The 25201-nt window shown below is 72.1% G+C and carries 23 protein-coding genes and 1 pseudogene; 21 read left to right on the top strand and 3 right to left on the bottom strand.

Annotated elements, in window-relative coordinates:
• Positions 1 to 357 precede the first annotated feature (357 nt).
• The 18 genes and pseudogenes from ACFWPT_RS02060 (at position 358) to ACFWPT_RS01975 (ending at position 17159) form a co-directional block, all read left to right on the top strand.
• Complete coding sequence (locus tag ACFWPT_RS02060) at positions 358 to 627, top strand: acyl carrier protein (RefSeq protein ID WP_380478793.1); 270 nt, start codon at positions 358 to 360, stop codon at positions 625 to 627.
• On the top strand, positions 624 to 2009 hold the full coding sequence (locus tag ACFWPT_RS02055) for an aminotransferase class III-fold pyridoxal phosphate-dependent enzyme (protein WP_380478791.1): 1386 nt from the start codon (positions 624 to 626) through the stop codon (positions 2007 to 2009). The genes ACFWPT_RS02060 and ACFWPT_RS02055 overlap by 4 nt, the downstream gene beginning before the upstream one ends.
• A complete protein-coding gene (locus ACFWPT_RS02050; RefSeq protein ID WP_380369219.1) occupies positions 2006 to 2554 on the top strand; it encodes an acyl-CoA thioesterase in 549 nt (182 codons plus the stop codon). The genes ACFWPT_RS02055 and ACFWPT_RS02050 overlap by 4 nt, the downstream gene beginning before the upstream one ends.
• A 7-nt stretch (positions 2555 to 2561) precedes the next feature.
• Positions 2562 to 2945, top strand: coding sequence for a polyketide dehydratase (locus ACFWPT_RS02045; protein WP_350876226.1), 384 nt, complete (start codon positions 2562 to 2564; stop codon positions 2943 to 2945).
• 5 nt (positions 2946 to 2950) lie between these two features.
• Positions 2951 to 4048 (top strand): beta-ketoacyl synthase N-terminal-like domain-containing protein, encoded by a 1098-nt coding sequence (locus tag ACFWPT_RS02040; protein WP_380478789.1) that lies wholly within the window; start codon positions 2951 to 2953, stop codon positions 4046 to 4048.
• Positions 4045 to 4563, top strand: a complete 519-nt coding sequence (locus tag ACFWPT_RS02035) for a polyketide synthase (RefSeq protein WP_380478787.1) — start codon at positions 4045 to 4047, stop codon at positions 4561 to 4563. The genes ACFWPT_RS02040 and ACFWPT_RS02035 overlap by 4 nt, the downstream gene beginning before the upstream one ends.
• Positions 4560 to 5918 (top strand): class I adenylate-forming enzyme family protein, encoded by a 1359-nt coding sequence (locus ACFWPT_RS02030; RefSeq protein ID WP_380478785.1) that lies wholly within the window; start codon positions 4560 to 4562, stop codon positions 5916 to 5918. The genes ACFWPT_RS02035 and ACFWPT_RS02030 overlap by 4 nt, the downstream gene beginning before the upstream one ends.
• The gene (locus ACFWPT_RS02025) at positions 5915 to 6727 is read left to right on the top strand and encodes a TIGR03619 family F420-dependent LLM class oxidoreductase (protein WP_380478783.1); all 813 of its coding nucleotides are present in this window, start codon (positions 5915 to 5917) and stop codon (positions 6725 to 6727) included. The genes ACFWPT_RS02030 and ACFWPT_RS02025 overlap by 4 nt, the downstream gene beginning before the upstream one ends.
• A 53-nt stretch (positions 6728 to 6780) precedes the next feature.
• A complete protein-coding gene (locus tag ACFWPT_RS02020) occupies positions 6781 to 7089 on the top strand; it encodes a phophatidylserine decarboxylase associated domain-containing protein (protein WP_380369205.1) in 309 nt (102 codons plus the stop codon).
• A pseudogene (locus ACFWPT_RS02015) lies at positions 7077 to 7229 on the top strand (M4 family metallopeptidase); the annotation flags it as partial. The gene ACFWPT_RS02020 and the pseudogene ACFWPT_RS02015, both read left to right, overlap by 13 nt.
• Before the next feature lie 325 nt (positions 7230 to 7554).
• Positions 7555 to 8127 (top strand): hypothetical protein, encoded by a 573-nt coding sequence (locus ACFWPT_RS02010; protein ID WP_380369199.1) that lies wholly within the window; start codon positions 7555 to 7557, stop codon positions 8125 to 8127.
• A gap of 279 nt (positions 8128 to 8406) precedes the next feature.
• Complete coding sequence (locus tag ACFWPT_RS02005) at positions 8407 to 9612, top strand: serine hydrolase domain-containing protein (protein ID WP_380369196.1); 1206 nt, start codon at positions 8407 to 8409, stop codon at positions 9610 to 9612.
• 139 nt (positions 9613 to 9751) lie between these two features.
• A complete protein-coding gene (locus ACFWPT_RS02000; RefSeq protein ID WP_380478781.1) occupies positions 9752 to 11476 on the top strand; it encodes an FAD-binding oxidoreductase in 1725 nt (574 codons plus the stop codon).
• Between the two features lie 126 nt (positions 11477 to 11602).
• Positions 11603 to 11965 (top strand): hypothetical protein, encoded by a 363-nt coding sequence (locus ACFWPT_RS01995; protein WP_380369192.1) that lies wholly within the window; start codon positions 11603 to 11605, stop codon positions 11963 to 11965.
• A 306-nt stretch (positions 11966 to 12271) separates the two neighbouring features.
• Positions 12272 to 12874 (top strand): PadR family transcriptional regulator, encoded by a 603-nt coding sequence (locus tag ACFWPT_RS01990; protein WP_380478779.1) that lies wholly within the window; start codon positions 12272 to 12274, stop codon positions 12872 to 12874.
• Positions 12871 to 14634 carry a sulfatase gene (locus ACFWPT_RS01985; RefSeq protein ID WP_380369189.1) on the top strand — a complete coding sequence of 588 codons (1764 nt, stop codon included), beginning with the start codon at positions 12871 to 12873 and terminating at the stop codon, positions 14632 to 14634. The genes ACFWPT_RS01990 and ACFWPT_RS01985 overlap by 4 nt, the downstream gene beginning before the upstream one ends.
• Positions 14635 to 14794: 160 nt before the next feature.
• Positions 14795 to 16138, top strand: coding sequence for an MFS transporter (locus ACFWPT_RS01980; RefSeq protein WP_380478777.1), 1344 nt, complete (start codon positions 14795 to 14797; stop codon positions 16136 to 16138).
• A 64-nt stretch (positions 16139 to 16202) separates the two neighbouring features.
• Positions 16203 to 17159, top strand: a complete 957-nt coding sequence (locus ACFWPT_RS01975; RefSeq protein ID WP_380478775.1) for a formylglycine-generating enzyme family protein — start codon at positions 16203 to 16205, stop codon at positions 17157 to 17159.
• Positions 17160 to 17265: 106 nt separating this feature from the next.
• Here ACFWPT_RS01975 and ACFWPT_RS01970 read toward each other — a convergent pair whose 3' ends face one another.
• The 3 genes from ACFWPT_RS01970 to ACFWPT_RS01960 form a co-directional block, all read right to left on the bottom strand.
• The gene (locus ACFWPT_RS01970) at positions 17266 to 18582 is read right to left on the bottom strand and encodes a sensor histidine kinase (RefSeq protein ID WP_380478773.1); all 1317 of its coding nucleotides are present in this window, start codon (positions 18580 to 18582) and stop codon (positions 17266 to 17268) included.
• Positions 18582 to 19283, bottom strand: coding sequence for a response regulator transcription factor (locus ACFWPT_RS01965; protein WP_380478770.1), 702 nt, complete (start codon positions 19281 to 19283; stop codon positions 18582 to 18584). The genes ACFWPT_RS01970 and ACFWPT_RS01965 overlap by 1 nt, the downstream gene beginning before the upstream one ends.
• A gap of 88 nt (positions 19284 to 19371) precedes the next feature.
• A complete protein-coding gene (locus ACFWPT_RS01960; RefSeq protein WP_380478768.1) occupies positions 19372 to 20976 on the bottom strand; it encodes an alpha/beta fold hydrolase in 1605 nt (534 codons plus the stop codon).
• A 406-nt stretch (positions 20977 to 21382) separates the two neighbouring features.
• On the opposite strand from ACFWPT_RS01960, the gene ACFWPT_RS01955 reads away from it, so the two are divergent.
• Genes ACFWPT_RS01955 through ACFWPT_RS01945 form a run of 3 tightly spaced genes read left to right on the top strand, consistent with a single transcriptional unit; the run spans position 21383 to position 25198 of the window.
• Positions 21383 to 23290 (top strand): ABC transporter substrate-binding protein, encoded by a 1908-nt coding sequence (locus tag ACFWPT_RS01955; protein ID WP_380478766.1) that lies wholly within the window; start codon positions 21383 to 21385, stop codon positions 23288 to 23290.
• 46 nt (positions 23291 to 23336) lie between these two features.
• Complete coding sequence (locus tag ACFWPT_RS01950; RefSeq protein ID WP_363581283.1) at positions 23337 to 24281, top strand: ABC transporter permease; 945 nt, start codon at positions 23337 to 23339, stop codon at positions 24279 to 24281.
• Entirely contained in the window at positions 24281 to 25198 is a 918-nt protein-coding gene (locus ACFWPT_RS01945) for an ABC transporter permease (RefSeq protein WP_380478764.1), read from the top strand. The genes ACFWPT_RS01950 and ACFWPT_RS01945 overlap by 1 nt, the downstream gene beginning before the upstream one ends.
• The last annotated feature ends 3 nt before the right edge of the window (positions 25199 to 25201 follow it).

The raw sequence follows: 25201 nt of genomic DNA, 5'->3' as shown, positions 1-25201 counted from the left end.
GTGCATAGCTGCCGCTCGGCTGTCGATCGCGGCCCGCTCGGGAGGCGCGTTGCGGGCCGGTTTTCGCGGGTGTACGGACCGTGTGCTCGGAAATGGCCGAATCGCCGTCGAACTAACGTGCAAAAGAATTGTCGAATCCGGTGTTCGAAGGTGCGTGGCGGGTAAATCGTCGACCATTGACAGGTGATAAGGCCTCGGCTAGCTTCGATAAAGCGTGAATGGCCGGCGCCGCCTTGTATTTCGATCGGCGTCGGCCCGCTTTCGGCCCGACCGTTTCCGCGATCTCACTCGCCTTTTCGCACGCCGGACGCCCGGTCGCCGCCTGTTCGAATGAACCCACCCAGAGGGGAAGTTCTGGTGAATCCTTTGCAGACCATCAAGCGAATTCTGCACTCCGAGGTGCTGGTGGAGGTGCCGATCGACCGGATGCGACTCGACGACAGGCTGCGCGAGAATTACGGCATGGACTCGCTCGGTTTCGTGGAACTGCGCGTGCAGTGTGAAGAGGCGTTCGACATCAGCATCCCCGACGAGGCCGTCGCGGCGGGGGAGTTGTCCACCCTCGGCGATGTGCTGGCACTGGTCGAGCGGCTGTCGGGGGCCGACCGCCCCCCGGCCACCGCGTGAGCACGGCCCCGGTCACCGCTGACGACCACCCCGGGGACCCGACCGGTGTGCTGTTGCGCGGCACGGACCTGCACCTCAACCACTACGGGGCCACCCGGCTCCCGTTCGCCTGCGTGGGCGGCAGCGGCCTGCACCTCGACGTGGTCGACCTGAGCCCGGAACGCCGGGGCAGGCGGCTGCGGTTGCTGGACGCCAGCGGCGGCTACGCCAGCGCCACCCTGGGCGGCGACCACCCCGTCGTACGAGCGGCGCTCGCGCGCAGCACCGGAGTCGGCAACGTCACCGACGAACTGGGCTCGCTGGAACGGGCGGAGCTCCTCGACCGGCTCTTCGGCCCCGGCGGGCTGTGGACCGACCACTTCCCCGCGGGGCGGTACCACGTCAGCGGACGCAACTCCGGCTCGGAGGGCAACGAGTTGGCGCTGAGGCTGGTGCTGGAGTCCCGCTTCGACGGCCGGCGGCTGTGCCACCGCCCGGGCAAGGAGCAGCGCGACACCATCCTGGCCTTCCACGGCGCCTGGCACGGCTGGACCAGTGGACTGGTGCAGCTGCTCAACCGCAGGTACTACCGGGCCGGGCTGCCCGGCGCGGACACCGCCGGCCCGTACGGCGTCCGGGTCCACCACATCCCGTTCGGCGACCTCGACGCCCTGACGGAGTACTTCGCCGAGTCCGCCGACCGGCTGCTGGCCGTCGTGGTCGAACCGATCCAGGGCGACGCGGGCATCCTCGCGCCTCCGCCCGGATACCTGCGCGAACTCGCGCGGCGGTGCACGGCCGACGGCGTGCTGCTGGTGGCCGACGAGGTGCTGACGTTCGCCAAGACCGGCAGCTGGTTCGCCATGCGCGACGCGGACGGACCGGTGCCCACCGACATCACCGTCATCGGCAAGTTCCTGGGCATGGGTACGGTGTCCACCTCGATGGTGATCGCCCGCAAGGAGCTGGCCGTCCGCTCCTCCGGCGCCGTGGCCACCTCCGACCTGCGGCCGCCGAACTGCGCGGTGATCCGCGACGGCATCGAGCACATCGAGGCCGAAGGGCTGCTGCGACGCTCGGCCGACGTCGGCGTGGACCTGGCCAAGCGTCTCGACGACGCCCTGGTGGGCCGCCACCCGGACGTGTTCACCGAGGTCCGCGGGAGCGGGGTCATGCTCGGCGTGGAACTGACCGCCGCGGCGGCGGACCGGATCGGCGCGCTGCGCCGGGAGTTGATCGAAGCGGGCGTGTACGCGGAGTTCATGGCGGGCGCGGGCAGATGCTCCGGCGGCCGGCGCTACATCCACCCCACCCTGCGGATCGTGCTGCCGCTGATCACCACCGGGACGCAGGCCGACGAGATCGTGGACCGGGTGGCGGCAGGCGCCCGGGCCCTGTGGTGAGCGCGGAGTTCCGCACCCGGGTCGAGCACGTCGACACCGACGCGACCGGGATCGTGCACTTCTCCCGCTACACCTCGCTGATGGAGACCGCGGGCACCGAACACCTCGAAGCGCACGGCGCGGGCCTGACCGCCTTCGGCGCGGCCGACGTCGACCTGGTGGTCGCCGACCTGCGGGTGACCTACCTCAACAGCGCCGTGTACCGCGACGTGATCATCGGGGACACCCGGGTCGACCACGTCGGCGCGGCCTGGTTCGCCCTCGCGGTACGTCTGCTGCGGGAGGAGCAGGACGGCACCCGCACCCCGCTGGTGGCCGGCGACCTCGTCTTCGCCGCCGTCGCCCCCGACACCCGGCGCGTGGTGCCCCTACCGGCACCGCTGCGACAGGCCCTGAGAGGAATCGTCCCGGATGCGACACCCGAACGAAACGGCACCCCCTCCCGTCACGGTCCGCGAGGCACGTCCGCTGGGCACCTCGGCCATCGCCGCCCTGGTGCGCGGACGCCACCCCCGCCTGTTCATCGACCGGGTTCTGGACCATGAGCCCGGCGTGTTCCTGCGCAGCATGTTCGCCGTCTCGGCGGAGATGGGCGCGCTGTCCGGGCACCTGCCCGAGCGCGGCCTGACCCCGGGGCTGATCCTGCCCGGCAGCCACACCATGCAGGCCTTCGCCCAATCCGGCGTCCTGCTCTACCAGTTGAGCAGCGATCCGCTCGCCGACGACGAGGTCACCCTGGTCGGCACGGTCAAGTCCCGGTTCCTCGCCCCGGTCGTGCCCGGCGACCAGGTCGTGCTCGACGTCCGCGCGGACCGGCTGTCCGGTCCCACCTTCGCCTTCTCCGCCGTGGTGACCGTGGAGGGCCGATCGGTCGCCGGGTTCCGCGGCGCGATGAGCCGGACGAAGGTCGATCCCGCGGCGGCGCGGCCGTGGTGACCCCGGTGATCACCGGACTGGCCTGGGACACTCCGCTGGGCCGGGACCAGGAGGCGGTGTGGGAACGGCTGTGCGCGGGCGACTCGGCGCTGGCGCCCGTCCACTCGCCGCACCCCCTGCGCAACACCGCCGCCGCCGTCGTCGCGTCGGTGCCGTACGGGACCGGGGCGGGCGAGCGCCAGCGCGCGCTCGCCGGGCGGACGCTGTCCGCCGCGTTCGCGGACGCCGGTCTGTCCACCACCGACCCCGAGGTCGGCCTCGTCCTGGGCACCAGCTTCGGCGCCTGCCTGGACGAGGCGGAGCCGACGCTGCACGCCTGGGCCGACGACGCGGCGGCGGGCATCGGGCACCCGGGCACGCCGGTCTGCGTCATGACCGCCTGTTCCGCCGGGTCGGACGCGATCGCCGTCGCGCACGCCCTGGTGCGCTCGGGCGAGCGGCGGGTCTGCGTGGCGGGCGGGGTGGACGTGGTCACCGAGGCCAAGCGGCTCGGGCACTCCGCGCTGGGCACGATGAGCCCCACCGGACTGCGGGCCTTCGACCGGGCGCGCGACGGGATGCTGCTCGGCGAGGGCGCGGCCTTCGTGGTGGTCGAACACCCCGACTCCGCCCGGGAGCGCGGCGCCCGGGTGCACGCCCGGCTGCGCGGGGCCGGCGCGGCCAACGACGCCGCCGGGCTCACCGCGCCGGACCCGTCCGGGCGCGCCGTGCTGCGCGCCGTCGAACGCTGCCTGGCCTCCGCGGGCCTGGCACCCGCGGACATCGCGGTGGTCAACGCCCACGGGACCGGCACACCGCTCAACGACGAGGTCGAGGCGCGCAGCCTGCTCGAACTGTTCGGAGCCGACGGCCCGTTGGTGTTCGCCACCAAGGGGGCGTTCGGCCACAGCCTGGGCGCGACCGGGGCCGTCGAGGCCGTGGCGACGGTCCTGGCGCTGCGCCACCGACGAGTCCCACCGGTCCTCGGGCTGCGCGATCCGGTGGCACCGCTGCGGCTGGCCATGGGATCGGCGCAACCCGTCGGCCCCGGCGCCGGACTGAGCCTGACGCTGGGGTTCGGCGGGTTCAACACGTGCCTGCTGTTCGAAGGGGTGAGGGTGTGACACACGTGCCGACGGGCACCCGGCTGCTGGGCTCGGCGACGGTGGTCGCCGACGACCCGGACGAGTACACGGTGAACAAACCGTCCTTCTACGCCGACCCGGCGGCCTGGCTGGTCGCCGAGACCGTGGACCGGGCACTGGCGGACTGCGCCGAACCCGTGCTCGACGACGCCGCCGACACCGGGATCCTGGTCATGAGCGCGACCGGGAGCGAACGGACGATGCGCCGCATCGCCGACTCGCTGCCGAAGTCCCGGGTGTCGCCACTGCGCTTCGCCGGAGCGAACCCGGGCGTGCTGGCCGGGCTGCCCGCCCTGCGCCACGAGTTGCGCGGGCCGTCCCTGCTGCTGGCGGCGCACCCCGACCGGGCCACCCCCGTCGCGTTCACGGTGATCGGCGGCTGGCTCGCGGACGGCCACGCCCGGCACGTCCTCCTGGTCGGCCTGCAACCCGCCGCGGGAGAAGGGCAGTTGTGTCGCTGCCTGGTCCTGACCAGCGCCCGGGAAGACCGGTGAACAGCCTCACCCGGTCCGAGGTGGCCGACTTCCTGACCCGGGTCGAGGCAACCCCGGCCAGTACGGGCGGCGGCGCCCCGGCCGGGGTGGACGACGTGCTGGCGGACCTGGCCGGCCTGGGCCTGGCACCGGGCGACGCGGTCGTGCTCTGCCTCACCAACGGAGTCGAACTGCTGCGCGTGCTGCTCTCGTCGCTGCTGCTGGGCCTGGTGCCGCTGGCCGTGCCGCCGAGCACGCCGTGGCAGCGGGTGCGCGCGCTGGCCGGGCACGTCGGGGCCGGCGTCGTGGTGACCACCCGGCTGGCCGGCGCGGGGCCGCAACTGCCGGTGGGCGGCGCGTTCGCCGTGCCGACCGGGCACCCCACCACCCCGTACCGGCCGGGCGAGATCCTGCTGTCCACCTCCGGCACCTCCGGGATGTTCAGCGCGTGCGTGCACCGGGTGGCCTCGCTCCTGCACAACGCCCGCCTGCACGCCGGGGCCACGGGCATCACCCCGGCCGACACCCTGCTGGTGAATCTGCCGCTGTACTACTCCTACGCCCTCGTGGCGCAGGCGTTCGCCGCGTACGTGACCAAGGCGCGACTGGTGCTCGACGGGCCGCCGTTCTCGCCGGCCGGGTACCGCGACGCGGTCACCGCGCGCGGGGTCACCCACTCGGCGGTGACCCCGACGATCGCCCGCCAACTGCTGGCCGACCCCGGGCTCGTGCCACGCGGCCTGCGGGCACTGGCGGTCGGCGGGGACCGGCTCGCACCCGCGGAGGTGGCCCGCCTGCTGGCCGCGCGGCCCTCCGCGGAGCTGTACCTGACCTACGGGCTCACCGAGGCCGGACCACGCGTGTCGACCCTGGCCGCGCACGCCGAGCCCGCGCACCGGTACGGCTCCGTCGGCCGCCCGCTGCCGGGAGTGCGCGCGTCACTGCGCGGGGTGCAGGGCGACGTGGGCGAACTGCTGGTCGAATCCGGCACCGTACTGCTGCGCCGGGTCGGGCAGCACAGCGGCAGAGTCCTGCTGGGGCCGCGGACCATCGCCACCGGGGACGCCTTCTCGATCGACGACGGCTATCTGACCTTCCACGGACGCCTGTCGGACTTCGTGGTCCTGCGCGGCGAGAAGGTCTCACTGAACACCGTCCGGCAGGCCGCGCACGCCATCCCGGGGGTCGTGCACTGCGTGCCCGAGGTGGTGACCGAGGACGGCACGCAAGTCCTCCACGTCCACCTGTCCGTCACCGGCACCCTCCCCGGCGGCGAGAAGGCACTACGCCACCTCCTCAACTCTCAGCTGCTGCCCGCCGAACGCCCGCGCGCGGTGTTCGTCTCCACCGCCGACCCGGAGGCCTTCCGCAAATGACCCTCCGCCTCGGCTGGACCGTCCCGACGGCCCTCTCACCCGCCGGACTCCGCGCGTTCGCGGTGACTGCGGAGAGCCTCGGGTACGACCACCTGTCCGTCCCCGAACACCTGGTGTCCGGCGTTCCCGCCTACGAGAGTCTGACGCTGGTGGCGTTCCTGGCAGCCGTCACCACCCGGATCGAGCTGGCGACCGCGATGACGATCCTGCCGCACCGCCCGGTGGTGCTCGCCGCCAAGCAGACCGCGCAACTGGCCCACCTCAGCGGCGACCGGCTGCGGCTGGGCATCGCCATCGGATCCGACGCCGCCGAGTCCGCCGCCCTCGGCGTCGCCCCGGGCACCCGTGCGGCACTGTTCGAGGAACAGGTCCACGCGCTGCGCCTGCTGTGGACGCGGCCGGACGCGGACTTCGCCGGCGAGCACGTCGCGTTCTCCGGCGTCACCCTCACCCCCCGGCCGCGTCCCGTACCCCTCTGGATGGGCGGCGGCACCCTGCGCACCGGAGGAAGACCCGGCTCACTGCGCCGGATCGCCACCCTCGCCGACGGCTTCACCATGTCCGGCCTGCTCGCCAACCGGGTCAACCGCGGTGCCGCACTCATCGCCGAACTGCGGACGGCGGTGACGGAAGCCGGCCGCGACTGGAGCGCCTTCGGCATCGAGGCCCGCCTGCGCCCCGCCCCCGGCCGGCCGGACACCTGGCGCTCCCTCGCCGACGCCTGGCGGTCCGCCGGCGCCACCCACCTCACCGTCACCACCGACGACCTCTCCCTGCTGGCCCCACTGCACGCGGCGCTGACCGGGTAGCACGCCGGCTCAGGGGGGTGAAGTCGTTCGGCTCGCGCACATCAGCTGAGCTGATGAGTTATCGCCGTCATCCTTTCGGGCTTCATGGCAGCGGGTGGTGTTTCCTTACCTGTCGGTCAGGCGAGAGCCTGCTGCGCACTCCGGCGTTCAACTCCGCGCTCCAGCAGGTCCTGCGTGAGTGGTGCGCGTTCCTGGACAGCCCCGCGAGCCGCTACGTGCCGACCGAGGCGGCCTCGGGCGGGCAACTGTACGCCTACGAGGCCGTGCACACCGGCATCGGCCAGGGCCAGTACAACGGCACGGTGCCCCTGGGCACCACGCACACCCTGCTCGGGTACGAGATGAACGACACCGCGCGCTGACCACCTACATGATCTCCACCACCGACTACTCCGGTGCCCGCGCCGCCACCCTCCAGGCCGCCGCCGACCTCTTCGGCTCCGACAGCACCGCCTCCACCACCGTCGCCTCCACCTGGTCCGCGGTGAACGTCGACAGCTGACCCCACCGGCCGGGCGACCCCTGCCTCCGCCCGTGCGGCGCTTCACCTGGATGGTCGAAGGATGTCCCGGCCTTCAGCCCGGGGAGGAATCCGGTTTTCCGTGTGGCGGGTCAGGGGCGGCCGTTTTGCTGCCAGGCGGACCGGTGTCCACCAATCCGAGTGCGAACACTTTTTTGTCAGACCGTCAGGCTATGGTGCCGGGCATGGAGATCACCGCGCAGAACACCGGCCCGACATCCGGCCTCCGTCCCGCGACGGACAGCCGCCGACCGCATTCTGCACGGTGATCGTCAAATACTCACACGCGAGATTCAGGGGCGAGAACATGTCACGGACCGAACTCCACCGACGACGTGCCGTCATCGGGCTCATAGCCGGCGCGACGCTGATATCCCTCGCCGGATGCGGATCGTCGAGCCCGGCCAAGAGCGCCACCGCACCGGGGGCCGCGGTCTCGACGTCCGCGGGTGCGGCGACGACTGACGCGGCAGCGCCCGCAGCGGCGGGCGCCCCCACCGGCCCGCCGGCGAAGGCTGGCAAGGGCAGCGCCGACGTGACCTTCAGCGGCGTGGAGTCCGGCTCCATCAAGGCCGCAGACAGCACCTGCACCGTCATCAAGGGTGAGCTGACGTCCTTCCAGGCGCCGTCGGACCAGAACGCCGGTGGCCCGAGCGTCGCCGGCGTCGAGTCGGGCACCGGCTGGATGATGCCGGTCAGCACGGCCGCCCACGTCGGCGGCTACGTGAAGAACAACGCGACCGGCGTCAAGGCGACCAAGACCGGCGACAGTTGGACGGTCACGCTGACGGACACGGAGGTGGCCGCCACCTACGACCTCGGTCAGACGGTCACGCTCAACGGAACGATCATCTGCGGCCAGGTCGTCAGCGCCGGCTGACCGGCTGACCGGCCGTAGAACGGGACCTTGTGCCGAACGCCGGGGGGAGCCACCAGGCCAGAGGCTCCCCCCGGCCATAACTCGACCGAGCGTGCGGGCGCATCCCCGGATGCGACCGCCGGACGACCCCTCACGTACCTCTTTGGTGTCCTAAGGTGTCGATCTCGTAAGCCTGTTGAAGGATGGACGGGTCCTCATCCGGAGTGATGATCCCCCGGTGGCGGCGCTGACAGGCTGGCTCGTGGCGAACTCCTGTTCGCCCGAGTGAAGGGAAGCACCATGTCTCGTCGTCTGACCAGTGCCCTGATCGCAGCCTTCTGCCTGGCGGTGTCCGCGTCACCCGCCTCCGCCGCCGTGGCGGGGGCCGAGGACTCCGCAGCTTCGTCGGCCCGCCCGCGTGGCGGTCCGCTGCAACTCGCCCTCAACGGGCTGACCGACGCCAAGGCGGTGTCCGCGATCGCCGAGGTGCGTGACGGTGACCAGCGGTGGCGCGGCACCACGGGGGTGACCGACCTGGTCGGTCAGGCGCCCGTCCGTGGTGACGGCCGGTTCCGGATCGGCAGCGTCACCAAGACGTTCGTCGCCACCACGGTGCTGCAACTGGTCGGCGAGCACCGGCTCGGCCTGGAGGACTCGGTGTCGAGCCACCTGCCGGGGCTGGTCCCCAACGGGCAGAACATCACCGTCCGCCAGCTGCTCAACCAGCGCACGGGCCTGTTCGACGCCACCAACGAGGGCACCGATGTCTTTCCCAACCTCAACGACCCGGCCGTCTTCCGGACGTGGCTGGCCCAGGGCGGGTTGAACCGCACGTTCACCGCGCGTCAGTTGGTGGCCGCATCCGTCTCCCACGCCCCGTACTTCGCGCCCGGCACCCAATGGGGCTACTCCAACACCAACTTCGACATCCTCGGTCTGATCATCGAGCAGGTCACCGGGCACCCCTACGGACAGGAGGTCGGTCAGCGCATCCTGCGTCCGCTCGGGATGACGAAGACCACGGTCCCCGGCCGCTCCACCACGATCCCCGGCCCGCACGCCCACAGCTACTGGACCACCGTGGACGGCGCCGGCACCGGGAACGTCAAGAAGACCGACATCGACGTCACCGACCAGAACCCCTCCTGGGCGGGCGCCGCCGGAGAGATCATCTCCACCACCGATGACCTGATCCGATTCCAGCAGGCCCTGCTGAACGGGAAGTTGCTGCGCCCGGCGGAGCAGCGCGAGATGACCACGACGTTTGAGACCGTGCCGGGCTCGCACGAAATCGACTACGGGATGGGGCTGGCGCGGGTGCAGCTCTCCTGCACCACCGTGCTGGGCCACAACGGTGGCACCTTCGGCTTCACCACCCAGCTGTGGGGCACCGCCGACCGCCAGGTCGCGCTCTCCTACACCCCGCGGGGCGATGACGCCGAGCAGACGGCGCAGAACGAGGCGGGCAACAAGTTCCTCGACGCCGTCTTCTGCGGCGCCCACTGAACGTCCGCCGGGGGCGGGTCGGGCGTGTCGATGATCGGCATTCCTGATTCTGCGTCAATTATCGCTACGGTCAGCATATTTGGATGGCGTGGCGCCGATAGCATGCGCTGACGAATGGTCGTGGTGAACGGAGGAAGAGATGGACGGGTCGGCAGACGAACGGCTGGGGCGTCGCCACCTGCTCGCCCGGGCCGGCGCGGTGGCGGCCGGCGGTGCGGTTGCCGGCCTGGCCGTCGGGCCCGCCGAGGCGGCGGGCCACCAGGGCCCGGGTCCGGCGGGAGGTGGGGGCGGGCCGGAGGGCCGGCCGTTCGGGCCGGTCACGGTCCGCCCCGATGACTCCCGCTACGACAGCCTGCTGCGGGGCGACAACTACCGTTTCGTCGGCCGGCCGGAGGAGATCCGCCTGGCCGGCTCCACCGAGCAGGTGGTGCGGGCCGTCGCCGACGCCGTCCGCTCCGGGCGCCGGATCGCCGTGCGCAGCGGCGGCCACTGTTTCGAGAACTTCACCGGCGACCCGGCGGTGCAGCTCCTGCTGGACCTCTCTCCGATGGACGCCGTCGGCTTCGACCCCGCGATGGGTGCCTTCGCGGTGCAGCCGGGGGCGACCCTCGGACGCGTGTACCGGACCCTGTTCAAGGGCTGGGGTGTGACGATCCCGGCCGGCGGCTGCCCCGAGGTGGGCGCGGGCGGGCATCTGGCCGGCGGCGGGTACGGTCCGCTGTCCCGCGCCTACGGCTCGGTCGTGGACTACCTGTACGCCGTGGAGGTGGTGGTGGCCGACCGGGACGGGACCGTCCGGGCGGTGGTCGCCACCCGGGACCCGGACGATCCGAACCACGACCTGTGGTGGGCCCACACCGGCGGCGGGGGTGGCAACTTCGGCGTCGTCACCCGCTACTGGCTCCGCTCCCGTGACACCCCTGGCCCTGGCACCCCCGGCCCCGAAACTTCCGGCCCTGGCACCCGCTCCCACGGCGACCCCGCGGCGCTTTTGCCGCGCGCCCCGGGCGAGCTGCGGAGGTGCCTGGTCGCCTGGAGCTGGGACGAGAAGATGACGGAACGGGCGTTCACCACGCTGCTGCGCAACTACGGGACGTGGCACGAGCGCAACAGCGAGCCGGGCACCCCCGCGGCGAACCTGTACGCCGTCCTCATTGCCGGACACCGCAAGTCCGGCACCCTTGAGCTGGTCGTGCAGATCGACGCGGGCGTTCCGGGTTCCGACGCGGTGCTCACCGACTTCGTGCGCGCGGTGACCGCCGACGTGGGTGCCACCGAACCCGCCACCCTCCGGGGCGTCATGCCCTGGCTGCCCACCAGTACCTGGCCGGGGACGGGCGAGGCCGGCAACTCGATCACCCGGCGCTACAAGGACAAGGCCGGCTACCTGCGCCGCTCCCTTACCGACACCCAACTCGTCACCGCCTACCGGCATCTGACGAACGGCGCGGGCGGTACGGAGTGCGGCCTGCTCCTCGTCGGCTACGGCGGCCAGGTCAACGCGGTGCCCCCCTACGCCACCGCCGTCGCCCAGCGCGACTCGGTCATGAAGGCCGTCTACTACACCGTCTGGGCCGACGAGTCGGACGACGCGGCCCATCTGGCCTGGGTCCGCGACTTCTACCGCGAGGTGTACCGCGACACCGGAGGCGTCCCCGTCCCCGGCGAGGTCAGTGACGGCTCCTACATCAACTATGCGGACACCGACCTCGCCGACCCGGTGTGGAACACCTCCGGCACCCCGTGGCACACCCTCTACTACAAGGACAACTACCCTCGCCTGCAACAGGTCAAGGCCAACTGGGACCCGTGCAACATCTTCCGGCACGCCCTCGCCATCGAACCGCCCGACCGGAGGCCGTAACGAAAGCCCCGGGGGAGGCGCGCCGGAGGTTCACTCGCACGAGTGATTGTTACGCTGTGCACATTGCCGGACACTCAAAGTATTCGGGGGGCTCATGGGGGCTCTCCCGGTGCGAGGGGAGCCGTCATGGCCGCAGCCGAATCTTCCTCCATCGAGGTGCCGCGGATCGCGAGCAGTTCGCAGCCCGCCGACCGGGACCAGGGCCTCGCGGCGATCGGCGGCAACGTCGGCGCCGTGTGGCGGGGGTGGTGGACGTGGACCCCGGGAAACGGGACGTTCAACCTCCAGATCGCCTGGAACGTCATCGGGATCGACTCGACGGTCGTCATCACGGCCTCCGAGATCGACGGGAACGGGCACCGGTTCGTCGGTGCGGCGCCCTTCCAGGTGTCGAGCATCGCCCCGAGCAACGGACTGGTGACGTTCAAGATCAACATCGGCTGGAACAGCCCGCTGCCGATGCGCACCGACGTCCTGGTCTTCAACTGAGCGCCGGTCCCCGGCCGCCCCGGACACGCAGGCCGGGGACCGTGCCGATCCGGTGACGACAAGCATGGCCCGCCCCGTGGCGGTTCCGGGTTCGCCCGAACCGCCACGGGGCGCCCGTTTTCCCGGGAGGAGCCGGTTCCATCGCGACCGCGCCGGGCATCCCCGCCGGCAGCGCAGGTGCTGCGCACTGTGAATCACCGTGAACTCATGTGAACGGTCGGATAATTCGCCACCCGCCGCGTTGACGGCCCCCATGGCGCGGATAGAACACTGAGCACATAAGTGATTCCGCACATAGGGGGCTCGATGCAGTTCGAGTACGTCCTGCTCGCCCTGCTGGCCGGCCGGCCGTTCAGCGGGTACGACCTGCGCAAGTGGGTCGAGACGGAGGGCCAGTTCCTCCGTTCGCGGGCCCACCACAGCCAGATCTACCGCCTGTTGGGGCGGATGGTGGCGGACGGCTGGGTGGCGTTCGAGGTCGATCCGCGCGAGGGGCGTCCCGACGCGAAGGTGTACCGGCTCACGCCGGTGGGGCGGGAGGCACTGATGGAGTGGGTGCGCTCCCCGTACGAGCCGCCCAGCCGGTTCCAGGACGCGGACTTCCTCTCCCGCTTCGCCTTCGCCGCGGTCCTGGACCGCGAGGCCGCGATCCGGCTGATCCGCACCGAACTGGACCACCGGCGCGAGCAGATCGCCCGCAACCGGCCCCGCGACCGCACGGTCCGCTTCGAGGACCCGCTGCCCGAGCTGGACCAGGAACTGGCCCGCGGGGTCTACGAGGAACTGCACCAGTACGGCGCCGGCGCGATGGACGCGTGGGTGGCCTGGCTGGAGCGCATGCTCCGGCGTCTCGAACAGTGGCAGCCGGGGCACAAGACGCCACCGGCCGGAGAGGGGAGCGCCGCATGAAGGCGATCATGGTGATGTTCGACAGCCTCAACCGGCACATGCTGCCGCCCTACGGCGGGGACTGGACGCACGCGCCGAACTTCGCGCGGCTGGCCGAGCGGTCCGTCACCTTCGACCACGCCTACGCGGGGTCGATGCCGTGCATGCCGGCCCGCCGCGAGATCCACACCGGCCGGTACAACTTCCTGCACCGCAGCTGGGGCCCGCTGGAGCCGTTCGACGACTCCATGCCCGAACTCCTCAAGCAGAACGGGGTGTACACCCACCTGGTCAGCGACCACCCGCACTACTGGGAGGACGGCGGCGCCACCTACCACGGCCGGTACAACACCTGGGAGTTCTTCCGCGGCCAGGAGGGCGACCCGTGGAAGGGCCAGGTGGCCGACCCGGAGATCCCCGAGGACCTGAAGAAGCTCCGGTTCGAGTCCTACCGGCAGGACTGGGTGAACCGCCCGCACCTGGCGACCGAGGACCGCCACCCGCAGACGCTGACCTTCGACGCGGGCCTGGAGTTCGTCCGCACCAACCGGGACGCGGACCGGTGGTTCGTGCAGATCGAGACCTTCGACCCGCACGAGCCGTTCTTCAGCCACCAGCGCTTCAAGGACCTCTACCCGCACGACTACGAGGGCCCGCACTTCGACTGGCCCGACTACAAGCGCGTGGTGGAGACCCCAGGCCAGGTCGAGCACGCCAGGCTGGAGTACGCGGCGCTGCTGTCGATGTGCGACCACTCCCTCGGGCGGGTGCTGGACCTGATGGACGAGCAGGACCTGTGGGACGACACCCTGCTGATCGTCAACACCGACCACGGCCTGTTGCTGGGGGAGAAGGGCTGGTGGGGCAAGACCGTCCAGCCCTGGTACAACGAACTGGTCCACCTGCCGCTGTTCGTGTGGGACCCGAGGGCCGGAAAGGCCGGGGAACGGCGCCGGGCCCTGGTGCAGACGATCGACCTCGCACCGACGCTGCTGGAGTACTTCGGCATCGAGCGCCCCGCGGACGTGCAGGGCCACCCGCTGCCGGTGGCCGAGGACACCCCGGTGCGGGAAGCGGCCCTGTTCGGAATCCACGGCGGCCACGTCAACGTCACCGACGGCCGGTACGTCTACATGCGCGCCCCCGCCACGGCGCACAACGCGCCGCTGCTGGAGCACACGCTGATGCCCACCCACATGCGCGGACGGTTCTCCCCGGCCGAGCTGGCGAACCTCCAGCTGGCGGAGCCGTTCACCTTCACCAAGGGCGTGCGCACCCTGCGCGTCCCCGGCCGCACCTTCATCAACCCGTACCAGCACGGCACCCTGCTGTTCGACCTGGAGGGCGACCCCGAGCAGCGCACCCCCCTCGTCGACGACACGGCCGAGCTGCGGATGGCGACCCTGCTGGTGGAGCTGATGCGCGCGGGCGACGCGCCGCCGAGCCAGTACGAGCGCCTCGGCCTGCCCGCCGAGGGCCCGGTCGGCGCGGAGCACCTGCTGGTCCGTGCCCAGCGCGAGCAGGCCGACCGGACCGCCGAGCCGCTGCCCCGCCCGGAGGACTACCCCTCGGGACGCTTCTCGCTGCGGACCCCGGTGTTCGCCCTGATCTCCGACCCGGTCGCCGTGGAGGTGATGCGCAGGCACCTGCCCGGCATCGTCGACTCCGAATTCCTGCAGTTCCTCGGCCCGACGCCGCTGATCGACGTCGCCGCCCTGGCCGGCGGCCTCACCGACGTGTCGGCCCTGCGCCGGGTGGCCGAGGAGCTCGCCGCTCTCTGACCCGCTGGCGCACGACCCAGCCGGCGCACGACCCAGCCGGCGCACGACCCAGCCGGCGCACGAGGTACCGGTGACGGGGTTGCAGCCCCGTCACCGGCGAGCACGCCCCCTTTCCCCCGCACTGCCCCTGTGACGAACGATGCGAAGAGCGGAGTCGCGCATGTCCGACCTTATCGAGGGCACCTCCGGGCCCGCCACGAGGACCGGCCCGCCCCCGGTCAGAGGCCGGTGGGCCCAGCTCTCGGTCCTCGGCGGCGCCATGCTGGTCGACGGCACCGAGGCCGGCCTGGTCACCGGCCTGTTCCCGGTCATCAGGAACGCGCTGGGCCTCACCCTCGGCTCGCTCGGCGTCCTGACCGCCGCCGGCAAGCTGATCGGCGTGCTCGCGGCCCCCCTGTGGGTGTGGGCGGCACGCCGCTGGTCGCGCAAGAGCGTCCTGGTCCTGTCCACCGGCCTGTGGGGGGTGTGGGGCGTGGCCGCCGGCTTCTCCAGGAACTTCACCGAGCTGCTGGTCTTCGTCACGGTCCTCGCGGCCGGCTACGCGGCCGCCCAGCCGCTGGTCTCCGAGATCATCGGCGACCTGTTCGACCCGGCGTCGCGCGGCCGCGCCGTCGGTGCCCTCTACGGTGCGCTCGCACTGGCCGGTTCGGTGCTCGGCCCGCTCATCGGGCAGCTGGCGGGAGTCCGCGACGGCTGGCGCTGGGGGCTGTGGGGCGTCGGCGTCCTGAACATCCTCTTCGGCGTGGTGCTGCTGCTCTGCTTCCGCGACCCCGGCCGCGGCGCGGCCGAGCGGCAACTCGCCGACCTCGACCGGGCCGCCCGCGAGTCCCGGACGAAGGTCGACCTGGCCACCGTCGTCTCGCTGTTCAAGATCCCCAGCTTCGCGATCCTCCTGGTGTCGCGGCTGCTCTCGGGACACCTGCTGCTCTCCTCGTTCGCCGTCGTCTACCTGGTGGACGTGTTCGGCTTCACCACCCAGCGAGCCGCCGTCGTCCTGATGCCGCTGGGCATCGGATACCTGCTGGGCACCCTGCTGGGCGGCTTCCTCGCCGACTGGGCCACCCGCCGCAGCCCCCGCCACGGGCTTCCCGGCGCGCTCCAGGGCGCCCAGGTCGCCTTCGCCGTCCTCGCCTTCCTGGGCACCCAGGTCCACTACCGCGGCATCGGCGCCTACGCCCTCCTCTTCTGCCTGATGGGTGTCGCCCAGGGCGTCAATCCCAGCCTCAACCGGCCGATGGTCATGGCGGTCACCCCGCCCGAGCTGCGGGCCACCGCCTTCACGATCTACGTCTCGGTCTTCGAAGCCCTCGCGTGGGCCGCCTTCGGCCTGGGCGCCGGTTTCCTCGGCCAGGCGGTCGGACTCCGCCCGGTGTTCCTGGCGGTCCTGGTGGTCCTCATGCTCGTCAACGGCGCCTTCCTGACGCTCCTCCACCTGCCCTACGCGAAAGACGTGGAGCGGGTGCAGCGGGAGCTCGACCTCAGGCGCCAGGCGGCCCTGGCCTGACCCCGGCCCGCCTTGCACGGCCGGCTGAACCCAGTCCCGGCTGAACCCACTCCCGGAGGAACCTGTGAACCTGCCCTCGGCGCCCTGCTGCACGCCCTCGCGAGGCCCCGGCGCGATCCGCCCGCTCCGCCTCGCGGCCCCGCGTCCCGCCGGGCCCGCGGACGGCATGGTCCTCCTGCCCGGCGGCGAGTTCCTGATGGGCACCGACGACTCCGAAGGCTTCCCCGACGACGGCGAAGGACCCGTGCGGCAGGTCCGGCTGGACCCGTTCCTCATCGACGCCCGCGCCGTCACCAACGAGCAGTTCACCGCGTTCGCCGCCGACACCGGCTACCGTACCGACGCCGAACGCCTGGGCTGGTCCTACGTCTTCGCCGGCTTCCTCCCGGCCGCCGTGCGGCGCACCGCCGCGCGGGTGGAGCGGACCCCCTGGTGGTGCGCGGTCACCGGAGCCGCCTGGGACCGGCCCGAGGGCGCGGGCAGCACGGTCGCCGACCGCGGCGACCACCCCGTCGTCCACGTCTCCTGGAACGACGCGCACGCCTACGCCTCCTGGGCCGGCAAGCGCCTGCCCACCGAAGCGGAGTGGGAGTACGCGGCCCGCGGCGGACTCGAACAGGCCCGCTACCCGTGGGGCGACGAACTCGATCCCGACGGCACCCACCGCTGCAACATCTGGCGCGGCACCTTCCCGGCGAAGAACACGGCCGCGGACGGCCACCGCGCCACCGCCCCCGCCGGCTCCTTCGCACCGAACGGCTTCGGCCTGTACAACATGTCCGGCAACGTGTGGGAGTGGTGCGCCGACTGGTGGACCACCGACCACCCCGCATCCCCGACCTTGGCCAACCCCACCGGCCCCGCCACCGGAACCGCCAAGGTCATCCGCGGCGGCTCCCACCTGTGCCACAAGTCCTACTGCAACCGCTACCGCGTCGCCGCCCGCAGCTCCAACACCCCCGACAGCTCCAGCGGCCACGCCGGCTTCCGCTGCGCCCGCGACGCCGAACGGCCCGACTGACGCGCCGACCCGCCCGCGTGGGGCCACGCCGTTCAGCCGGGCCCGCAGATCACCAAGCCGGGGCTCGCCGATCACCGACCCGCTGTCCTGGCCTCCGGGCGGGCCGTCAGCCCTCCGGTGCGGGCGGCAGGTGGAAGCCGACCTCGGCGCCGCCGGAGGGGGCGGCGGTGGCGAAGACGGTGCCGTGGTCGGCGGCGACGAGGTCATGGACGATGGCCAGGCCCAGCCCCGAGCCCGGGGTGGACTGGGTGGCGGCGGCGCGGTGGAAGCGCTCGAAGACGGCCTGCCGGTCGCCGGGGGCGATGCCGGGCCCGTGGTCGCGCACGGCGAGGCGGGTGCCGGTGACGTGGACCTCCACCGGGGTGCCGTCCGGGCTGAACTTGACGGCGTTGCCGACCAGGTTGTCCACGCAGCGCTGCAGCGCGCGCGGGCGGGCCTGCACCGGCACGGGCCGTTCGGCGGTGACGGTGATCTCGCGGCCGGTGCGGCGCCGGAAGCGCCGGGCGCTGTCCTCGGCGGCGGCCGTCAGGTCCACCGGCTCCGGGTCCTCCACGGTCTGCTGGTCGGTGGCCAACTCGACCAGCTCGCGGACGAGTTCGTCGAGTGCGACGGTTTCGGTGACCAGGGTGGCGAGGATCTGCTCCTCGTCCGCGGGGGCGAGCCGGCCGCGGGCGCGCTGGAGGAGTTCGGCGCAGCCGCGTACCGAGGTCAGCGGGGTGCGCAGCTCGTGGCTGGCGTCCTGGACCAGGCGCTGCTGCTGGTCGCGGGAGCGGCGCAGGGCGCCGACCATCGCCTCGAAGGCGCGGGTGAGGCGGCCGACCTCGTCGCGTCCGGCGGCGGGCAGCGGGGTGGCCAGGTCGCGGGTGGTGGTGATGTGTTCGGCGGCGCGGGCCAGGCGCCGCACCGGGCGCAGGATCCGGCCGAGGACGAGCCAGCTGAGCAGTGCGGAGGCGGCCGCGGCCGCGGCGCTGGTCCAGGTGATGCGGCGCAGGAACGCGTCGTCGACGGTCTGCGCCCCGGCGTAGGTCTGGCCGACCATCACCGCGCCCTGCCCGTCGGGGCGGGCCTTGGTGAGGATGCCGTAGGGGGTGCCGTCGACGGTGGCGTCCTCCTGGTGAGCGCCCTGTGCGGTACGGGCCACCTCCCGGGCCCGGTCCGAGACCGGCAGCGCCGGGCCGCCCGGGGCCCCCAGCGGCCGGGTGGTGCCGTCGGGCAGCAGCAGCTGTTCGACGGTGTCGGGCCGTGCGGGCGGGGGGCGGTCGAGGTCCAGGGCGGCGAGCACGGTGTGGGCCCGGTCCTCCAGGCTCCGGTCGAGCTGGTCGGCGACCAGGGTGCTGACGCCGCGGTAGGCGGCGGTGACGGGCACGGCGATGGCCAGCAGGACGGAGGCGAGGACCACGAGGCCGATCCTGGTGCGCAGCATCAGGCGGTCCTGGCGGTGTAGCCGACGTTGCGCACGGTGTGGATCAGCCGGGGCGCGCCGCCGTCCTCGGTCTTGCGGCGCAGGTAGCCGATGTAGACGTCGAGCGAGCGCGAGTCGGTGTCGAAGTCGTAGCCCCAGATGCGTTCGTAGATCTGGTGGCGGGTCAGGACGGTGCCCTGGTTGCGCAGGAGCAGTTCCAGCAGGTCGAACTCGGTCTTGGTCAGGTCGAGCCGGCGCCCGCTGCGGTGGGCCTGGCGGGCGCCGGGGTCCAGGGCGAGGTCGTCGAGGCCGAGTTCGGCGCTCTCGCCGCCGAGCGGCTCGGTGCGGCGGAGCAGGGCGCGTATGCGGGCCAGGAGTTCCTCGGTGGCGAAGGGCTTGGCCAGGTAGTCGTCGGCGCCGGCGTCGAGCCCGGCGACCCGGTCGCCGAGCTGGTGGCGGGCGGTGAGGACCAGGACGGGCAGGCGGTCGCCGCGCCGGCGCAGCATCCGGCACAGCGCGAGGCCGTCGAGGCGGGGCATGACCACGTCCACCACGGCGAGGTCGGGGCGCCGGTGCTCCAGGAGCTCCAGGGCCTCCTGTCCGTCGGCGGTGGTGAGTACCCGGTAGCCCTCGAAGCGCAGCAGGTGGTCGAGGGTGTTGCGGACGCCGGGGTCGTCCTCGACGACCAGGACGGTGCGCCGGGCGGCGGTGGGATCTGTCATGGTGTCATCTTCACTGGTGGCGGGCGTGGTCATGCCGGTCGGGGGCGGTCGGTCGGCGGGTCGGGCGGCCGGTCAGTGGGTCGGCGGGTCAGCGGGGGACCGGGACGACGGGGACCGGGGGGATGTGCGTGAGGCAGGAGGTGTCGCCGACCGCGCCGGTGCGGATGAAGTGGGTGGAGATGCCCACCGCGCAGCCGGTGGACTCCATCTCCGGGATGTGCCCGCTGTTGGGCACCGAGACGAAGGCGCTGCGGCGGAACTGGGCGGCGGAAAGACGGGAGTTGGCCTCGGGGGTGTTGGTGTCGAGGTCCCCGGAGAGCACCAGGACGGGCACGTCGGGCACGTTCTCCAGGTCGGTCGGCTGCGGGTCGGCGGTGCCGCGGCGCGGCCAGGACAGGCAGTTGTCGCCGCCGTCGGTCTGCCCCTCGGTCCAGCCCTTGACGCTGAACGCCCCGAAGTCGGCCGGGTCGGCGGCGGCCAGCGCGGCCCGGTACTGGCGGCGGCGCTCGGCGGGCGGGGCGTCCGGGTCCCAGGCGCGGGCGTAGTCGTTGCAGGTGACGGCCAGGAAGGAGGCCTGGTCCTCGGTGCCGGTGTGCTCGACCTCGGCGCGCACCAGGGCGGTCAGCGGCCCCTCGTCGCCCGTGGTGAGGGCGTGCAGGGCGGCCGGCAGCGCGCCGAGCAGACCGGGCTCCTCGGGGTGCAGGCCGATGCCTCGGGTGGCGGGCTCGTACATCAGGTCGGCGAGCTTGTCCTCGCTGAAGACCACGGTGCGCGGCCTGCCGCCGAGGGAGGCGGTCAGCACCAGCGGGCGGGTGCGCAGCCGCTCGGCGGCGGCGGTGAGGTCGCGGACGGCGCCTTCCGGGTCGCAGGCCCCGCTGCGCTCGCAGATCCGGCGCAGCGTCAGGGAGACCTGCCGGGCGCCGGGCCGGGCCAGGGAGTCGAAGGCGAGCGGGTAGGCGCCGGACAGCACCATCGACTCGACCCGCTGGGGGTGGCGGTCGGCGTAGACCGGCATCAGGTAGGTGCCGTACGACAGGCCGTACAGGACCAGCTTCGGGGCGCCCAGGCGCGCGCGGGCGGCATCGAGGTCGTCGGCGGTGGCGGCGCTGGTGTAGCCGCGGGCGCGCGGGCCGAGTTCCTCGGCGCAGTCGGCGACGAGCTCGCGCTGGGCGGGGCGCGGGGCGAAGCGGTAGTCGGCCTCGGTGACGTCGCAGGGCAGTCGGCCGGAGCGGCCGGTGCCGCGCGGGTCCAGCAGGAGCAGGTCGTAGTCGTCCAGCACCCCCTGCAGTGCCCCGGCCATCTGGTCGGCGCGGTCGATGAGGGTCTCGCCGGGGCCGCCGGGGTTGAGCGCGATGGTGCCCCGGGCCGGGCCGGGGCGGCTGTGGCGCACCACCGCGTAGCTCACGCCGATGCCGCCCAGGCGCGGCTCGTCCGCCACCAGCGGGCGGCGCATGGTCGTGCAGTCGACCTGGTGCCCGGGGACGGTCGGGCACCACGCGGGCCGGCCCGCCGCCCCGGTGGGGGCGGCCTGCGCGGGCGAGGCGGTGGTGACCGGCAGCACTGCGGCCAGCACCGCCAGCGCGGCGGCGGCCAGCCCGCCCCGGCGGGCCGGCTCCTTCGCCCGGCTCGCGGTCGCGTCCGTCGCCCTGCCGGTCGTCTCTGCCGCCGTGCTCGTCGCCGTGCTCGTCGTCATCGTGGTGCCCTCCGTACGTCCTGCGGTCGGTGTGGGCACGACCCTGCCGGGTGCCGGTCAGCGGTTCGGCAGAGCGACGGCAAAGGCAGGTAAGAACTCCGGCCGGTCCCCCCGCCGGAACCACGCGACGCAGCATCAAGATCCTTTCCTTGATGGAAACTTGACGAACACGAGTCGTCCCCAAGGCTTCTCTCTGTTCGAAAAATCGGTCTAACTAATAGCACCGGACGGGGCAGGGCCAGCACGCAGCAAGCGGCTGAAGCCCACGGACGCCGGTGCCTTCCCGCCGTCGGGAAAGCCGCTCACCTCGCCCGGCCACGGCATCGCCATGCCGCGTCGGCGAACCGTCAGGTCGCGCAAGGAAAGAACTCGTGGTGTTCACGTGGGGGAGAGGGGCAAGTCAAGGATGACGAAGTCCGCAGGAGCGCGCAGATTCGCGCAGGTGGTGGCGCTGGTCACGGTCGTGGCAACCGCCGCGGCCTGCAGTGGCGGCGGTGGTGGGGGCGGCGGCAGCGGCAACCCGGGGCCGGCCGGAGCGGCGGTGCAGGGGGGTGTGGTGCGGGTCGCCGAGGCGCCCTCCACCTTCCCGGACGCCATCTGGCCGTTCGACTCCCCGGCCCAGGTCAGCACGGTGAACACCAGTCAGTTCCAGGAGCTGTTCTACCGCCCCCTGTACTACTGGGGCCTGAACGACAAGGTCACCCTCGACCCGGAGGTGTCCCTCGGCGAGGCGCCCACCTGGAGCGCGGACGGCACGACCGTCACCGTCCAGGTCAAGCCGTGGAAGTGGTCCAACGGTGAGGACGTCAACGCCCAGGACGTGCTGTTCTGGATCAACATGGCCAAGGCCGAGTCGTCCAACAGCGGCTACTACACCCCGCCGAACCCGGCGATCGGCGCCAAGTACTTCCCGGACAACGTGGCTTCGGCGACCGCCTCGGGACAGACCCTGACGCTGACCCTCAACACCCCGGTCAACCAGACCTGGTTCACCGACGACGAGCTCAGCCAGATCACCCCGATGCCGCTCGCCTGGGACCTCACCGGCCAGGGGCAGAAGGGCAGTTGCGCGAGCGACGCGTTCGGCTCGGACGCCGCCGCGAAGGACTGCGCGGCCGACTACGCCTACCTCAGCGCGCAGTCGACCAAGGGCGGCGACTTCGCGGGCAGCCCACTGTGGTCGGTGGTCGACGGCCCGTGGAAGCTCAAGAACTACAACGGCACCTCCGGCGCGTACGGGATCGTGCCGAACACCGCCTACTCGGGTCCGCAGAAGCCGCACCTCGACGAGGTGGACTTCGTCCCCTACACCTCGGCCACCACCGAGTACGCGGACCTGAAGGCCGGCAGCGGCGGCGCCAACGCCATCGACGTCGGCTACCTGCCGGCCGAGAACTCCCCGACCTTCAACGCCAAGAACCCGGACGCGGGCAACCCGTTGAGCAGCGCGGGCTACTACATCCCGGCCCCGACCTACCTGGACGAGATCTCGTACTACCAGATCAACTTCGCCAACCCGGCCGTAGGGCCGCTGTTCAAGCAGCCCTACTTCACCAAGGCCGTCCAGGACACCGTCGACCAGCAGGGCATCATCAACGGCATCTGGAAGGGCTGGGGCTACCCGAGCACCGGCGCCGTGCCCAGCCTCCCGGCCGGCAACCCGCTCTCCCCCAAGAGCCAGTCCGAGCGCGCCACCTACGACCCGGCGGCCGCGAAACAGCTGCTGAGCAGCCACGGCTGGAACACCGACAGCGTCCCGGCCACCTGCACCGACCCGGGCACCGGCCCGAACCAGTGCGGCGCCGGCATCGCGGCGGGCACCAAGGCCGCGTTCACGCTCGACTACCCCTCCGGCCAGGCCGCGCTGGACACCATGGCGGCGGACATGCGCTCGGACGCGGCCAAGGCGGGCATCGGCATCACCATGGTCAGCCAGACCCAGAACACCATCGGCAACGAGGGCGTGGCCTGCAGCGCCGCCCAGCCGGCCGGCTGCCAGTGGCAGGGTCTGCTCTACGGCGGCTGGGTCTACGCCCCCGACTACTACCCGACCGGCGACGCGCTGTTCGCCACCGGAGCCGGGCCGAACGTCTGGAGCTTCTCCGACCCGAAGTTGGACCAGCTGATCGTCAAGACCACGACCGGCAGCGACGTCAACGACCTGTACGCCTACGAGGACTACATCGCGGGCGTCCAGCCGGTCATCTACACCCCCAACACGCTCGCGATCAGCGAGGTCACCAAGAAGCTGCACCTCGACGCCGGTGACCCCTTCCAGGGCTACGAGCCGGAGTACTGGTACTACACGAAATGACGGCCATCCGTAACGGCGTCGCCGCCGCTCCCCTCGGGGGGCGGCGGTGACGGCCTACCTGATCCGACGGCTGTTCCAGGCCCTCCTGACGGTGCTGATGGTCACCGTCATCTCCTTCGGCCTGATGCAGCTCATGCCGGGCGGCCCGGTCCGGGCGATCCTCGGCTCCCACGCCACCCCGGCCAACATCGCCCACCTGACCCAGCAGATGGGTCTGGACCGCCCCGTCTACGTGCAGTACTGGACCTGGCTGGACGGCCTGCTGCACGGCAACCTGGGCTTCGACTACATCCAGCAGCGCCCGATCTCCGACCTGCTGTTCAACGCCCTCGGCGCCTCCGCCTACATCGTCGGCGCCTCGCTGCTGCTCGCGCTGCTGATCGCGGTGCCGGCGGGCCTGCTCCAGGCCACCCGCCGCAACAGCGTGCTGGACCACGCCTTCACGGTGTTCTCCTTCGTCGCCTACGGCGTGCCGACGTTCTTCATCGGCTTCCTGATCCAGCAGTGGTTCGAGGACGACCTGCACTGGGTCTCGGTGCAGGACCAGGTGGCCACCTTCGGCGACGCGCTGACCCACCCCGGGGCCGTCTGCCTGCCCGTCCTGACCCTGACCGTCACCACCGTGGCCGGCTACAGCCGCTACATGCGCTCCGGGGTGCTGGACCAGATCACCCAGGACTACGTACGGTCCGCCCAGGCCAAGGGCGCCTCCCGGCGCCGCACCCTGTACGGCCACGTGCTGCGCAACGCCCTGATCCCGATGGTCACCCTGGTCGGCCTCTCGTTGCCCGCGCTGGTCGGCGGCGCGCTGATCGTCGAGTACGTCTTCAACATCCAGGGCATCGGCCTGCTGACCACCCGTGCCGCGCTGCAGAACGACTACGGCATCACCTTGGCGGCCACCCTGCTCACCGCGGTGACCACCGTGGTCGGCTCGCTGCTGGCCGACCTCGGCTACGCCGTGCTGGACCCACGAGTGAGGCTCACCTGATGGCCCTGACACACGATTCGAGGGAAGGTCGGCCCGCCTCCGCCCCGGGCGGGGAGCCGGCCGGGCGGCCCCGCTCGATGCTCCGGCGCGGCGCGGAGGTCTTCGCCGAGAACAGGCTGGCCCTGGTCGCCGTCGTCGTCCTGGTCGCGATCATCGCCTTCTGCTTCCTCGGCCCGCTGTTCTACCACGCCGACACCTCGGTGGTGAACCTCTCCGCCGTCACCCTGCCGCCGGGCGCCGGGCACCCGCTCGGCACGGACAACGACGGCATCGACGAGCTCGGCAAGGTGATGGTCGGCGGGCAGACCAGCCTGGAGATCGGCCTCGCCGCCGGTCTGATCGCCGCCGTCCTCGGCGCGCTGTACGGCGCGGTCGCGGGCTACCTGGGCGGCTGGATCGACGCGTTGATGATGCGGGTGATCGACTCCTTCATGTCCTTCCCGCTGATCTTCCTGCTGATCTACCTCAGCAGCGTCTACGGGAAGAGCAAGACCATGCTGATCCTGGAGGTCGGCCTGACCTCCTGGTTCGGCATCACCCGCCTGGTCCGCGGCGAGGCCCTGGCGATCAAGGTCCGCGAGTACGTGGCCGCGTCCCGGATGATGGGCGCGGGCGGCCGACGGATCGTGCTGAAGCACATCCTGCCCAACACCATCGGGACGACGATCGTCAACACCACGTTCTCGATCGCCGACGCGGTCTTCGCCCTGTCCACGCTCAGCTACATCGGCCTGGGCCTCCAGGCCCCCAACAACGACCTGGGCGGCATGCTCGACGTCGGCACCACCTTCGCCGGCCAGGGCTGCTGGTGGATGATCTATCCGCCCGCCGCCGTGATCATCCTGGTCATCCTGTGCTTCAACGTGATCGGCGACGCCCTGCGCGACGCCTTCGAAACCCGGCTGCAGAAGCGGTGAACC

Source organism: Kitasatospora sp. NPDC058478 (assembly GCF_042720345.1).
Taxonomy (GTDB): Bacteria; Actinomycetota; Actinomycetes; order Streptomycetales; family Streptomycetaceae; genus Kitasatospora.
Note: the sequence above shows the minus strand (reverse complement) of the source record. Positions and strands in the feature narration are given on the sequence as shown.